We start from the raw sequence: 14,032 nt of genomic DNA on the forward strand, positions 1-14,032 counted from the left end.
GTATGAGACAAAAAACATTAGACGTCTTAGAATTTGATAAAATTAAGTCATTTGTTGCTTCTGAGACAATCAGTGACTTAGGACGTGAAAAAGTGTCTAAGATGTCTCCAGCCACAGACTTTGAAACAGTGGAATTTCAAATGAATGAGACAGATGAAATATCACAAATTTATAATAAACATCGTTTACCAAGTTTAAGTAGTTTAGCCAAAATTTCACCATTAATTCATCGAGCAACGATTGGCGGTGTACTTAATGTAACAGAACTTAATTTGGTTAAACGTTTGATACAAGTTCAGAACCAGTTTAAAACATTTTATAATCAATTGTTAGAAGAAGATGAGAACGTTGTTAAGTATCCAATTTTGAATGACAAAATGAACCAATTACCAATTTTGTCAGATCTATTTCAAGAGATAAATGAAAAATGCGATACACATGATTTGTATGATAGCGCGAGTTATGAATTACAAGGGATACGTAGCAAGATTTCAAGTACGAATCAACGCATTCGTCAAAATTTAGATCGTATCGTTAAGAGTCAGGCTAATCAGAAGAAATTATCTGATGCGATTATTACTGTAAGGAATGATCGTAATGTTATTCCAGTCAAAGCGGAATACCGACAAGATTTTAAAGGGATTGTGCATGATCAATCTGCCTCTGGTCAAACCCTTTATATTGAACCGTCATCTATTGTTGAAATGAATAATCAAATTAGCCGTTTACGAAATGACGAAGCAGTTGAACGTGAGCGTATCCTGACAGAATTAACAGGTATGGTTGCTGCTGAAGCAGATGGTTGCCTAATTGCTGAATCTGTTATGGGTCAAATTGATTTTTTAACTGCTAAAGCGCGTTATGCACGTTCAATAAAGGGAACGAAACCTACATTTTATAAAGAAAGAACGGTTTACCTACCGAATGCTTACCATCCGCTATTAAATAAAGATACGGTTGTAGCCAATACGATTGAATTTATTGATGATATTGAAACAGTGATTATTACAGGGCCTAACACAGGTGGTAAAACAGTTACATTAAAGACACTTGGTTTAATTATCGTAATGGCGCAATCAGGGTTGCTCATTCCTACTTTAGATGGTAGCCAATTAAGTGTCTTTGAAAATGTTTATTGTGATATCGGTGATGAACAATCAATTGAGCAATCATTATCAACGTTCTCTTCACACATGAAAAATATTGTTGAAATTTTGCGAGAGACTGATAAAAATAGTTTAGTATTATTTGATGAATTAGGTGCAGGTACTGACCCAAGTGAAGGTGCAGCGTTAGCGATGAGTATCTTAGACCACGTTCGCGATATTGGCTCATTAGTCATGGCTACGACACATTATCCAGAATTGAAAGCATATAGTTATAATCGTGAAGGTGTGATGAACGCTAGCGTAGAATTCGATGTTAATACGTTAAGTCCAACTTATAAATTATTGATGGGTGTACCTGGTCGTTCAAATGCATTTGATATTTCTCGTAAATTAGGACTTAGCTTAGGTATTATTAATAAAGCTAAGACGATGATTGGGACGGACGAACAAGAAATTAATTCAATGATTGAATCTCTTGAAAAGAATTCAAAACGTGTCGATGAACAACGAATTGAATTAGATAGACTGTTAAAAGAAGCGAGAACAACACATGATGATTTAGAACACCAATATGAACAATATAAAAATTACGAGAAGAAATTGATGGATGAAGCGAAAGAAAAAGCAAATCAACGTGTCAAATCTGCGACTAAAGAAGCGGATTCAATCTTAAAAGAATTAAGAACATTACGTGATCAAAAAGGTGCCGACGTTAAAGAACATGAGCTTATCGATAAGAAGAAACAATTAGATGATCAATATGAAGCAAAATCGTTAAAACAAAATGTTCAAAAACAAAAATATGATGAAATCCATGCAGGTGACGAGGTTAAAGTGTTATCGTATGGTCAAAAAGGTGAAGTCTTAGAACTCGTAAGTGAAGAAGAAGCAGTGGTTCAAATGGGTATCATTAAAATGAAATTACCTATTGAAGATCTTGAAAAGACTAAAAAGAAAAAAGAAAAACCATCTAAAATGGTCACTAGACAAAATCGTCAAACGATTAAAACAGAATTAGATTTACGTGGTTATCGTTATGAAGAAGCAGTAGGCGAATTAGATCAATATATTGATCAAGCCGTTCTCAGCAATTATGAACAAGTTTATATTATTCATGGTAAAGGCACTGGGGCACTTCAAAAAGCCGTTCAAAACCACTTGAAGAAACATAAAAGTGTGAAATCGTATCGTGGTGGTATGCCAAGTGAGGGCGGCTTTGGCGTAACAGTTGCTGAACTTAAATAAGTTACATTGACGTCTAAGCAGTGTTGTTGATTTTTTTAGAAAATAACGTACAATTAAGCCAGTGAAAATAAAATAAGATGAATGAGATTTGATAATTATTGACAGATCATTAGTAAATGAGCAACTGCGATGCACGTGCCACTAAAGTCTGTTATAATTTGCTCATCATTCAAAATTTAAGGAGGATTGGCATTTATGGCAATCGTAAAAGTAACGGATTCAAACTTTGATGAAAATATTCAATCAGGCGTTAAATTAGTAGATTTCTGGGCAACTTGGTGTGGACCTTGTAAAATGATCGCACCTGTATTAGAAGAATTAGCTGGAGACTACGATGGTAAAGCTGATATTTTAAAATTAGATGTTGATGAAAACCCATCAACAGCAGCTAAATTTGAAGTAATGAGTATCCCAACTTTAATCGTATTTAAAGATGGTGAACCAGTTGATAAAGTAGTAGGTTTCCAACCTAAAGAAAACTTAGCTGAAGTATTAGATAAACACCTATAAGAACAATCTAAACATAAATGAGACTGGGGCATTACATAAATGTAATCGCTCCGTCTTTTTTATATGTAGTCAATCTCTTAGGAAGGAGGGGATACATTGTCAGACTACAAAACTAAAATAAAAGATAAATTAAGTGTAGTTCCTTTTGAACCGGGTTGTTACTTAATGAAAGATCGGAATGACCAAGTGATTTATGTTGGTAAAGCGAAACGTTTAAGAAATAGATTGCGTTCCTATTTTACCGGTGCACATGATGCGAAAACAACAAGATTAGTAGGAGAAATCCGAAATTTTGAATTTATAGTCACTTCAAGTGAAACAGAATCCCTACTTTTAGAACTAAACTTAATTAAACAGTATCAACCTCGCTATAATATTTTATTAAAAGATGACAAGAGCTATCCTTTTATAAAAATCACTAAAGAGAAACACCCTAAGTTAATTGTTACACGTACCGTAAAAAAAGGAACTGGAAAATATTTTGGACCATATCCTAATGCTTATTCAGCACAAGAGACGAAAAAATTATTAGACCGCATTTATCCATTTAGAAAATGTGACAAAATGCCAGATAAATTATGTCTTTATTACCATATCGGACAATGTATGGGACCATGTGTTTATGATGTAGATCAACAAGCCTATGCACAAATGACTCGTGAAATAAGTGACTTTTTAAATGGAGAAGATAAAACCATTCTCAAAAATTTAGAGGATCGTATGATGGATGCGAGTGAAAAATTAGACTTTGAACGTGCGAAAGAGTATCGCGATTTAATACAACATATTCATAATTTAACTAAAAAACAAAAAATTATGTCGTCAGATAACACGATTAGAGATGTGTTTGGTTATAGTGTTTCTAAAGGATGGATGTGTATTCAAGTATTCTTCATTCGACAAGGGAATTTGATACAAAGAGATGCGACAATGATTCCTTTACAACAACAAACTGAAGAAGAAGAATTCTATACATTTATAGGTCAATTCTATAGCTTAAATCAACATATTCTGCCCAAAGAAGTGCATGTTCCTAAACATTTAGATAAGACTATGATTCAATCCGTAGTTGATACTAAAATTGTTCAACCGGCACGTGGTGCTAAAAAAGAAATGGTAGATTTGGCTAATCATAATGCCGAAGTTGCACTTGAAAATAAATTCGAGCTAATTGCAAAAGATGAATCTCGTACAATAAAAGCAATTGAAGAGCTCGGAGAACGAATGGGCATTCAAACACCAATCCGTATTGAAGCATTTGATAACTCAAATATTCAAGGTGTAGATCCCGTATCAGCCATGGTTACTTTTGTTGACGGTAAAGCAGATAAAAAAGGATATCGTAAGTATAAAATTAAAACGGTCGATGGACCAGATGATTACAAGTCAATGCGAGAAGTCGTTCGTCGTCGTTATACGCGTGTTTTAAATGAAGGATTGCCTTTGCCTGATTTAATTATCGTCGATGGTGGGAAGGGGCATATGTCAGGTGTATTAGATGTCCTTGAGAATGAACTAGGGTTAGACATTCCCGTTGCTGGATTAAGAAAAAATGATAAACACCAAACGTCAGAATTACTTTATGGACCACAAGCAGACGTTGTACCATTGAAAAAGAATAGTCAAGCATTTTATTTATTACATCGAATTCAAGATGAAGTTCACCGTTTTGCAATTACGTTCCATCGTCAAACACGCCAAAAAACAGGTTTACAATCTGTATTGGACACTGTTGACGGCATCGGAAGTAAACGTAAGACGCGTTTATTAAGAACGTTTGGATCGATTAAGAAAATGAAGGAAGCAAGTGTTGCCGACTTACAACAAGCAGGTTTACCTGAGAAGGTTGCACATAACTTACAACAAGCTTTGTTAGATAATTAATTAAAAAAAGGGCTATGAGAATTATTCTCATAGCCCAAAAACATATAAAAAATGTTACAATACAGTTAACAAAAAGTTTATTTTTTTAAGAAAGTATGGAAGCGTTTTCTAATTGAGAAACATTATCATCAAAGTGTTTTTAGAAATGATTAATGTAATAATTGCATTTATCATTAAAAAATAACGAACTCAATTTACTTTTTTAAGTCCTACTTGTTTACATAGTTTTGATTGGAACGACTCTTGATGAAGAAATGTCAGGATCTTTAAATAAGACAAGTACTAAATAAAATAGTAAATCGTTATGTGATATATGGACTTGATTAAATTGACTTTCTTAGAAATAAGCGATTTAAATTAATAGTTTTACAGGGGGGACTCCTTTTGGCAAAGTCTAAAAATGAATTCTACCTTAGACGTGTACACTCGTTACTAGGTATTATTCCAATTGGTGCATTCTTAATCGTTCATTTAATTGTGAACCATCAAGCAACACAAGGGGCAGAGGCTTTTAATAAGGCGGCTGGCTTTATGGAATCAATTCCGTTTTTACTCGCAGTTGAATTTTTATTAATTTACATTCCGATTTTATACCATGGTCTATATGGTATCCACATTGCATTCACAGCTAAAGAAAATATCGGCCATTACTCATTATTTAGAAACTGGATGTTCGCATTACAAAGATTCTCAGGTATTGTGACATTTATATTTATCTTCATGCATTTATGGCAAACGACAATTCAAAAATACTTCTTTGGTAAAGCAGTTGATTTTGAATTGATGCACAAAACACTTGAAAACCCACTTTGGGTCATTGTATATATCGTTTGTGTATTATGTGTTATTTTCCATTTCTCTAATGGTTTATGGTCATTCTTTGTAACATGGGGATTCTTACAATCTAAACAATCTCAACGTGTTTTCACTTGGATTTCTTTAGTTGTATTCTTAGTTCTTGGATACATTGGTGTATCAGCAATTTTCGCATTTGTATAAAACATAAATAGTAATCACATATAGTACGTTGAAATTTTTGATAAGTAATTGATTTAGGTGCTTATCATATGAGCTTACGTAAACACGTTAAGCTATCGATATATTTTAGGGGAGTGACTTTTCTATGGCAGAGAAAAAAATTATTGTTGTCGGTGGAGGACTTGCCGGTCTGATGTCAACAATTAAAGCTGCAGAACAAGGTGCGCATGTAGATTTATTCTCAATCGTACCTGTTAAACGTTCGCACTCTGTATGTGCCCAAGGTGGTATTAACGGTGCGGTAAATACCAAAGGTGAAGGGGATTCTCCTTGGATTCACTTTGATGATACAGTCTATGGTGGGGACTTCTTAGCGAACCAACCACCAGTAAAAGCTATGGCTGAAGCTGCACCATCAATTATCCATTTATTAGACCGTATGGGTGTAATGTTTAGTAGAACGAAAGAAGGTCTTTTAGACTTTAGACGTTTCGGTGGTACACTTTATCACAGAACCGCTTTTGCAGGTGCTACTACAGGGCAACAACTATTGTATGCACTTGATGAACAAGTACGTTCATTCGAAGTAGATGGACTCGTTACGAAATATGAAGGATGGGAATTCTTAGGTATAGTCAAAGATGATGAAAATGCTGCAAGAGGTATTGTTGCTCAAAACATGACTACTTCAGAAATTAAATCATTTGGATCAGATGCAGTTATCATGGCAACAGGTGGTCCGGGTATCATCTTTGGTAAGACAACAAACTCAATGATTAATACAGGATCAGCAGCATCAATTGCCTACCAACAAGGTGCTAAATATGCAAACGGAGAATTTATTCAAATTCATCCTACTGCCATTCCTGGTGACGATAAATTACGTTTAATGAGTGAGTCAGCACGTGGTGAAGGTGGTCGTATTTGGACGTACAAAGACGGTAAACCTTGGTACTTCTTAGAAGAGAAATATCCTGATTACGGTAACTTAGTTCCTCGTGATATTGCAACGCGTGAAATCTTTGATGTATGTATTAATCAGAAATTAGGTATTAACGGTGAAAACATGGTTTACCTTGACTTATCTCATAAAGATCCACATGAATTAGACGTTAAACTTGGTGGTATCATTGAAATTTATGAGAAATTCACAGGTGATGACCCACGTAAAGTACCGATGAAGATTTTCCCAGCGGTTCACTATTCAATGGGTGGTTTATATGTAGACTATGATCAAATGACAAATATTAAAGGCCTATTTGCTGCTGGTGAATGTGATTTCTCACAACATGGTGGTAACCGCTTAGGAGCGAACTCATTACTATCAGCAATCTATGGTGGTACTGTCGCAGGACCTAATGCGATTAAATATGTAGAAAATGTTGAAACAACATATACTGAATTAGATGATAGCATTTACCAAAAACGTGTTGATGAAGAACAAGAACGTTTTGACAAATTATTAAATATGCGTGGTACTGAAAATGCATACAAACTTCACCGTGAACTTGGTGAAGTTATGACAGCGAACGTAACAGTTGTACGTGAAAATGATAAATTATTAGAAACAGACAAAAAAATCGTTGAATTAATGAAACGTTATGAAAATATTGATATGGAAGATACGCAAACGTGGAGTAACCAAGCTGTATTCTTCACTCGTCAATTATGGAACATGTTAGTTTTAGCACGTGTTATTACAATTGGTGCATACAATCGTAATGAATCTCGTGGTGCGCATTACAAACCAGAATTCCCTGACCGTAATGATGATGAATGGTTAAAAACAACATTAGCTGAATATCAAGGTAAAGAAGAAGCACCTAAATTTACTTATGAACCAGTCGATGTAAGTTTAATTCCACCACGTAAACGTGACTATACAAGTAAGTCTAAAGGAGGTAAAAAATAATGGCTGACAATCAATCAGTAAAAGAAACTCCCGAAGAACTTCGCCAAAACGATAGTAAAACAAATGAGACAGAACAACAAAAGCCAAAACAAAAATCAATTAAATTGATTATTAAACGACAAGATAATCAAGACTCTAAACCATATGAAGAAACATTCGACATTCCTTATAAAGAAAACATGAATGTGATTGCATGTCTCATGGAAATTAGACGTAACCCAGTAAATAGTAAAGGTGAAAAAACAACACCTGTTACTTGGGATATGAACTGTTTAGAGGAAGTTTGTGGTGCTTGTTCTATGGTTATCAATGGTCGCGCAAGACAATCATGTTCAGCAATCGTTGATCACTTAGAACAACCAATTCGTTTAGAACCAATGAGTACATTCCCTGTAATACGTGATTTACAAGTAGATCGTACAAGAATGTTCGATAACTTGAAACGTATGAGAGCATGGATTCCAATTGATGGTACGTATGATTTAGGACCAGGACCACGTATGCCTGAGAAAAAACGTCAAACCGCTTACGAATTGTCTAAATGTATGACTTGCGGTGTTTGTTTAGAAGTGTGTCCGAATGTTACACCTAAAAATAAATTCGTTGGTGCCCAAGCAATTTCTCAAGTTCGTTTATTCGACTTACATCCAACAGGTGCAATGACCAAAGACGAACGTTTAGATGCGTTAATGAGCGCCGGTGGTTTACAAGAATGTGGTAATTCTCAAAACTGTGTGAATGCTTGTCCTAAAGGTATTCCTTTGACAACGTCAATCGCTGCTATGAATAGAGAAACAACATTCCATATGTTCAAATCATTCTTCGGTTCAGACCATAAAGTTGATTAATACTTTTTAAATAGTTAAAGATAGCCAAAATCATAATTAGTGACAACTTAACGAATTTACAGTAGTTGATAGAACTGAGAAAATGTGTAAATCAAACTTTTCTCAGTTCTAGTCATATGTAAGGGGTAGGGCAATGAATTCAAAAGAATTATGTCCTACCCCTTACTTTCTTGTTGTCATTTAAATGTGTAAAAACGTTTACTCAATCGGATTAGTCAAACTCTCAACATGTATATGGTAAAATAACTATACTATGTGTTATAAGGATGAATGAAAATGAATAAACCAATTGGTGTTATAGATTCAGGCGTAGGTGGTTTGACTGTAGCAAAAGAAATTATGCGTCAATTACCTAATGAGACAATATATTATTTAGGAGACATTGCAAGATGTCCATATGGTCCAAGACCTGGAGATGAAGTAAAAGCATTTACTACACAACTCGCTAACAAACTAATGCAGTTTGATATCAAAATGCTAGTTATAGCGTGTAATACTGCGACTGCTGTTGCATTAGAATATTTGCAACAAGTATTGCCTATTCCTGTTATTGGGGTTATTGAGCCAGGCTCCAGAACAGCTATTATGACAACTAAGAATCAAAAAGTTTTAATTTTTGGGACAGAAGGGACAATAAAATCTGAAGCGTACAGACATCATATTAAACGCATTAATCCTAATGTGCATGTATATGGCGTAGCTTGTCCTGGTTTCGTCCCGTTAGTTGAACAAATGCGCTACAATGATCCTACCATTACAAGTATTGTCATTCATCAAACGTTAAAACAATGGAGAAATACAGATGCAGATACAATAATTTTAGGTTGTACACACTATCCATTGTTATATAAACCAATTAATGATTACTTTGGAGGAGAGAAGAAAGTTATTTCCTCTGGACTAGAGACAGCGCGTGAAGTAAGTGCTTTATTAACGTTTAGTAATGAACACGCGAGTTATACGCGCCATCCAGAGCATCGATTCTTTGCTACTGGAGATACAGTACATATTAAAAATATAATTTTGCAATGGTTAAAATTAGATGTTGAAGTTGAGCGCATCAGTGTAGATGCTTAGTGAGGAGGAATTATAATGGCAGATATCGTAATCGCTACAAACAATAAAGGTAAAATTAATGACTTTAAATCTATCTTTCCCCACGATAATGTGATAGGTATATCAGAGCTCATCGCAGATTTCGATGTAGAGGAAACTGGAACAACTTTTGAAGAAAATGCACGGTTAAAGTCAGAAGAAGCTGCAAAAGTGTTAAATAAACGTGTTATCGCAGATGACAGTGGATTAGAAGTATTTGCATTAAATGGAGAACCAGGTGTCTATTCAGCTCGATATGCCGGTCTAGACAAGAGCGATGATGCTAATATTGATAAATTATTGAAGAATTTAGATGGTATTGAACAGCGTGAGGCACAATTTGTTTGTGTCATTAGTATGAGTGCACCTAATGAGCCGACGCAAACTTTCAAAGGAACAGTATCTGGTGTAATTACGACTGAGAGACAAGGTGAGCATGGTTTCGGATATGATCCTGTATTTTATGTTCCTGAAAAAGGTAAAACCATGGCACAACTCACAACAACAGAAAAAAGTGAAATTAGTCATAGAGGTAATGCAATTAAGAAATTAAATGCTTATTTGGAGAGTGAATCAATATGACAAAGTGGCTTATCGTCAGTGACAATCATACAGAACCTGGTATTTTATACCATATTTATGAATCACATAAAGACGCTGAAATGTTACTACATTTAGGTGACTCTGAATTCGAATACAATGACACAGAGTTAAGTCTATTTAAAAGAGTAAAAGGAAATTGTGACTTTTATCCTGAATTTCCAAATGAGGAAGTTGTGGAAGCTAAAGGTATTAAAGCCTTTTATACACATGGCCATTTGTATTCAGTTAATCAAACGCGCATGCACTTAGCTGAGAAGGCTAAATCACTTGGATGTCAATTTGCTTTCTATGGTCATACTCACGTCGCAAAATATGAACACTTTAGTGGTGTACACGTTATTAACCCAGGCAGTATATCACAATCCCGCAGTAATATTGAAGAAACGTTTGCCGAACTCGTTATTGATGAAGTAAATATGAATGCGATTTTAAACTTTAGAAATCGTGACAACCGTATTATAGAAACAATAGAATTCGAAATTTAGCAAAGAAACACTTAGGCAAAAGTCGTTGCCTAAGTGTTTTAATTATTAGATAGGATAGAATTCAACTTAAATAAGTCATGTAGGATGAAGGTATTAGATTGAGAAGTAAAAACGAACCACTTTGGAGGCTGGGACAAAAATAATATAATGAAGCTATTTTGCAAATTTGCAGTAGCTGACTGAACTGAGAAGGCGCTTAATTCAAGCTTTTCTCAGTTCTAGTCACCCTTGCGGGGGTGGGACAACGAATTTAAAAAGAATTCTGTCCCACTCCCATTGTTGCTTTCAATTATTAATTTAGTACTTACGGTTTAAATCATATTGAAGCTTGATAAATTAGAAAAAGCAGATATAAAAGTGTTAAGCATGTGTCAAAATAGTTCAGTTTTATTCTGTTTTGTTCGAAATAAAAAAGCCGAAAGCCTATAATAGCAGGCTTTTCGACTTTTATCAAAAGTTATATGACGTCCTGGGAGGGATTCGAACCCCCGACCGATGGCTTAGAAGGCCATTGCTCTATCCAGCTGAGCTACCAGGACATGATTTTTTAACACAAGAATAATTATAGCTAAAGAAACCTTATTTATCAATAGCTTTGATATAAAAAAAGTTTATATTTTTCACTAATTATGCGCATTTGTAACTCTTGCGAAACGAATTGACCAAAATTAGACGTTAAATCTTCTATATGCTATCTGCCGATTTTGAATTTCAACGTTAGTTATCAATAGTAGTACGATGAAATGCGTGAACAGGAATGGTATTGATAAAGTAATGTCATTTAATTAGTATGATCATTTATTAATACGCGTTTATTTACGATTATGCTTTGTTTTATGAATGAAAATAGACACAGATTAACTTAGCAAGGACTATAATTGATGAAATAATCTGTTTAAGCGAGGGTTTTATAATCTAGTTTTAAGCGAATGTAAAGGTATTGTAAACGTTTGCAGAATTGTCTGATTTTGTACAACATATATGAATGCCTAAGTGTATTCTAAGAAATCAAATGCCTACAGTTTTGATGTTTAATGTTTGAGTTAAGAAAGATAGAACGCAAAACGAACAAATCGGTATATAGTATAAGTATCAAAACGATAGGTAAACAAAAACTTACCAATTCATCGTTTTTAGTTTTAAGAAATAGCTTAATGTATTTTGAACAAACGAGTGCATTAAGATTCAAATATTCTAACTAAAAAGAAATGGAGCGATTTAAATGTCAAAATTAGTACAAGCAATTTCAGATGCAGTTCAAGCAGGCCAAAACCAAGATTGGGCTAAATTAGGTACAAGCATTGTAGGTATCGTAGAAAACGGTGTTGGCATTTTAGGTAAATTATTCGGATTCTAATATTTCGACTAATAACATTTCATTAAAATATAAATCTACATTATAAAGGAGATTATAATCATGGAAAAAATCGCAAACGCAATCAAAGGTGCAATTGAAGCAGGTCAAAACCAAGACTGGACTAAATTAGGTACAAGCATTTTAGATGTAATTTCTAACGGTGTAACAGAATTAAGTAAAATCTTTGGTTTCTAATTCAACGCTTTTTTAAAACTTAGTTAATATCATGAATTTAAAAACAGAAATGGAGAGATAAATATGCAAAAATTAGCAGAATCTATCGCAGCAGCAATTCAAGCAGGTCAAGATAAAGACTGGGGTAAAATGGGTACTGACATCGTAGGTATCGTAGAAAACGGTATTAGTGCTTTAGGTAAAATCTTCGGTTTCTAATATACATTTTATGTCATATGGACCAGGGCAAGCGCTCTGGTCTTTTTTTAATTTATAGATCAATTTCTGTTAAAATACATAGTAATAAATAATGAGTAAGGATGAAACGATGAAATATAATACAATTCTATTAGACTTCGATGATACTTTAGTTGATTTTTATGATGCTGAAGATAAAGCATTTCATAATATGGCAAAGCATTATCAACATTATCCAACAGCTGAAGACTTTCAATTTTTTAAACAAATTAATCAAGCACATTGGGAGGCATTTCAAGAAAATAAACTTACTAAAGAAGAAGTTCTATCCCACCGTTTTATTGAATATTTTAATCATTATGGTATAGAAGTTGATGGCAAACAAGCGGATATTATGTTTAGAGATGAATTAGCAAAGGCACCTATTAAGCACTTTGATTCAACTTTAGAAACGATAGATCGCTTAGCTCAAAATAATGAACTGTATATCGTAACGAATGGCGTTACGGATACGCAAAAAAGACGTATTGCGCAATTACAGTTTAAAGATACATTTGCGGGTGTGTTTATTTCAGAAGAGACTGGCTATCAAAAGCCTATGATAGAATTTTTTGATTATGTGTTCGATGAAATAGGTGAAGCGAAACGAGAAAGTGCCATTATCGTAGGAGATTCGTTAACTTCAGATATATTAGGAGGCAAAAATGCTAATATCGCTACATGCTGGTTTAATATAAGAAACAAGAAGAACACCTCTAACATAGAGCCGGATTATGAAATTAAATCATTAGACGAATTAGTTAAATTAATTGAAATGGATAATGAAACATAGCTGAGTGCAGGGCTTAACGTAGAAGGCTCCGAACAGAGACGTCACACATATGTCAAGTTGAGCTAGTGAGCTATTAATTCTCAGTTATTCAAAAATTGAAGCCAGTAAATGAATTAAGTCAAAACGCATTTACTGGCTTTTTTCTAGTAATTGAATTTTGGTTTTATATAGAAACGATTTGAATCACTTTTTTGTTCACGTTATAAAACGATTATTTAGGAGACCAAACAAGTACATCGTGGCCTTCAGGATTTTTGGCATGAACATCCTCAAAATCTTGATTGATTAAAAAGTTTTTAGAATTTTGACGTGCAATCGCTTTGATAGGCATATTATAAGATTTGGCGTAATCAATGAGTGATTGGCCGTATCCTTTGTTTTGGTACTTCTCTAATACTTCCAATTTCCATAATAGTAAATAGTCGTCAAATTCTGGAAAATAAATTTCCTCAACATCACCTTTTTTTAACAACGCCATACGCGCAACAAGGTTTTCACCATGGAAAATGCCATAGAATGGTGAATCGGAACTAGCGTCTATCATTTGACCTTGTAGTTCTTCTACCATGTATAAATCTTTATTTCCAAACGCTCTAAAAGCTTCAAATAACTCGTCTGTTTTATAATTTATTTCAAGATGTTTAACTTCACTCATTTTCGTTATCCCCCTTATTTCTTTTGTTTTATTATAACTTAAATAATATGTAAATTTCATTCAATTATATTTACCTTAGCAAAGGCATCTTTTACAATACTATTTATAATTTTTTAAGCCGTAAAATTGTCATATAGTGCTATAATC

The 14,032-nt window shown here is 34.0% G+C and carries 14 protein-coding genes and 1 tRNA gene; 13 read left to right on the forward strand and 2 right to left on the reverse strand.

The genetic code is table 11. The features are described from left to right. Positions 1-2: 2 nt before the first annotated feature. From AK212_RS03385 to AK212_RS03425, 9 genes are all read left to right on the forward strand, one after another. Entirely contained in the window at positions 3-2,354 is a 2,352-nt protein-coding gene (locus tag AK212_RS03385; RefSeq protein ID WP_053029173.1) for an endonuclease MutS2, read from the forward strand. 195 nt (positions 2,355-2,549) lie between these two features. Further along, on the forward strand, positions 2,550-2,864 hold the full coding sequence (trxA, locus tag AK212_RS03390) for a thioredoxin (RefSeq protein WP_011276093.1): 315 nt from the start codon (positions 2,550-2,552) through the stop codon (positions 2,862-2,864). 96 nt (positions 2,865-2,960) lie between these two features. After that, the gene (uvrC, locus tag AK212_RS03395) at positions 2,961-4,748 is read left to right on the forward strand and encodes an excinuclease ABC subunit UvrC (protein WP_049395075.1); all 1,788 of its coding nucleotides are present in this window, start codon (positions 2,961-2,963) and stop codon (positions 4,746-4,748) included. 384 nt (positions 4,749-5,132) lie between these two features. Beyond that, positions 5,133-5,747, forward strand: a complete 615-nt coding sequence (locus AK212_RS03400; protein ID WP_053029174.1) for a succinate dehydrogenase cytochrome b558 subunit — start codon at positions 5,133-5,135, stop codon at positions 5,745-5,747. A 124-nt stretch (positions 5,748-5,871) separates the two neighbouring features. Next, complete coding sequence (gene sdhA, locus AK212_RS03405; RefSeq protein WP_053029175.1) at positions 5,872-7,638, forward strand: succinate dehydrogenase flavoprotein subunit; 1,767 nt, start codon at positions 5,872-5,874, stop codon at positions 7,636-7,638. Further along, entirely contained in the window at positions 7,638-8,486 is an 849-nt protein-coding gene (gene sdhB, locus AK212_RS03410) for a succinate dehydrogenase iron-sulfur subunit (protein WP_053029176.1), read from the forward strand. The genes sdhA and sdhB overlap by 1 nt, the downstream gene beginning before the upstream one ends. Before the next feature lie 276 nt (positions 8,487-8,762). After that, positions 8,763-9,563, forward strand: a complete 801-nt coding sequence (gene racE / locus AK212_RS03415; protein ID WP_053029177.1) for a glutamate racemase — start codon at positions 8,763-8,765, stop codon at positions 9,561-9,563. Between the two features lie 15 nt (positions 9,564-9,578). Further along, positions 9,579-10,163, forward strand: coding sequence for an XTP/dITP diphosphatase (locus tag AK212_RS03420; RefSeq protein ID WP_053029178.1), 585 nt, complete (start codon positions 9,579-9,581; stop codon positions 10,161-10,163). Further along, complete coding sequence (locus AK212_RS03425; RefSeq protein ID WP_053029179.1) at positions 10,160-10,669, forward strand: YfcE family phosphodiesterase; 510 nt, start codon at positions 10,160-10,162, stop codon at positions 10,667-10,669. The genes AK212_RS03420 and AK212_RS03425 overlap by 4 nt, the downstream gene beginning before the upstream one ends. Before the next feature lie 465 nt (positions 10,670-11,134). Here the strand turns inward: AK212_RS03425 and AK212_RS03430 are convergent. Next, positions 11,135-11,208, reverse strand: a tRNA-Arg gene (locus AK212_RS03430). 683 nt (positions 11,209-11,891) lie between these two features. Here AK212_RS03430 and AK212_RS12900 point away from each other — a divergent pair. The 4 genes from AK212_RS12900 to AK212_RS03435 all read left to right on the forward strand — a co-directional run bounded on the left by AK212_RS12900 (position 11,892) and on the right by AK212_RS03435 (position 13,230). Then, positions 11,892-12,026, forward strand: a complete 135-nt coding sequence (locus AK212_RS12900; RefSeq protein ID WP_011276028.1) for a phenol-soluble modulin PSM-beta-3 — start codon at positions 11,892-11,894, stop codon at positions 12,024-12,026. Between the two features lie 60 nt (positions 12,027-12,086). After that, complete coding sequence (locus AK212_RS12905; RefSeq protein ID WP_070855429.1) at positions 12,087-12,221, forward strand: beta-class phenol-soluble modulin; 135 nt, start codon at positions 12,087-12,089, stop codon at positions 12,219-12,221. Between the two features lie 63 nt (positions 12,222-12,284). Continuing rightward, complete coding sequence (locus AK212_RS12910) at positions 12,285-12,419, forward strand: beta-class phenol-soluble modulin (protein ID WP_070855434.1); 135 nt, start codon at positions 12,285-12,287, stop codon at positions 12,417-12,419. 109 nt (positions 12,420-12,528) lie between these two features. Then, positions 12,529-13,230, forward strand: a complete 702-nt coding sequence (locus AK212_RS03435) for a YjjG family noncanonical pyrimidine nucleotidase (protein WP_053029180.1) — start codon at positions 12,529-12,531, stop codon at positions 13,228-13,230. A 211-nt stretch (positions 13,231-13,441) separates the two neighbouring features. Here the strand turns inward: AK212_RS03435 and AK212_RS03440 are convergent, their stop codons facing one another. After that, positions 13,442-13,885: an N-acetyltransferase gene (locus tag AK212_RS03440; protein ID WP_053029181.1), complete on the reverse strand. Its 444-nt coding sequence runs from the start codon at positions 13,883-13,885 to the stop codon at positions 13,442-13,444. Positions 13,886-14,032 lie beyond the last annotated feature (147 nt).

It is taken from the genome of Staphylococcus borealis, assembly GCF_001224225.1.
Lineage (GTDB): Bacteria > Bacillota > Bacilli > Staphylococcales > Staphylococcaceae > Staphylococcus > Staphylococcus borealis.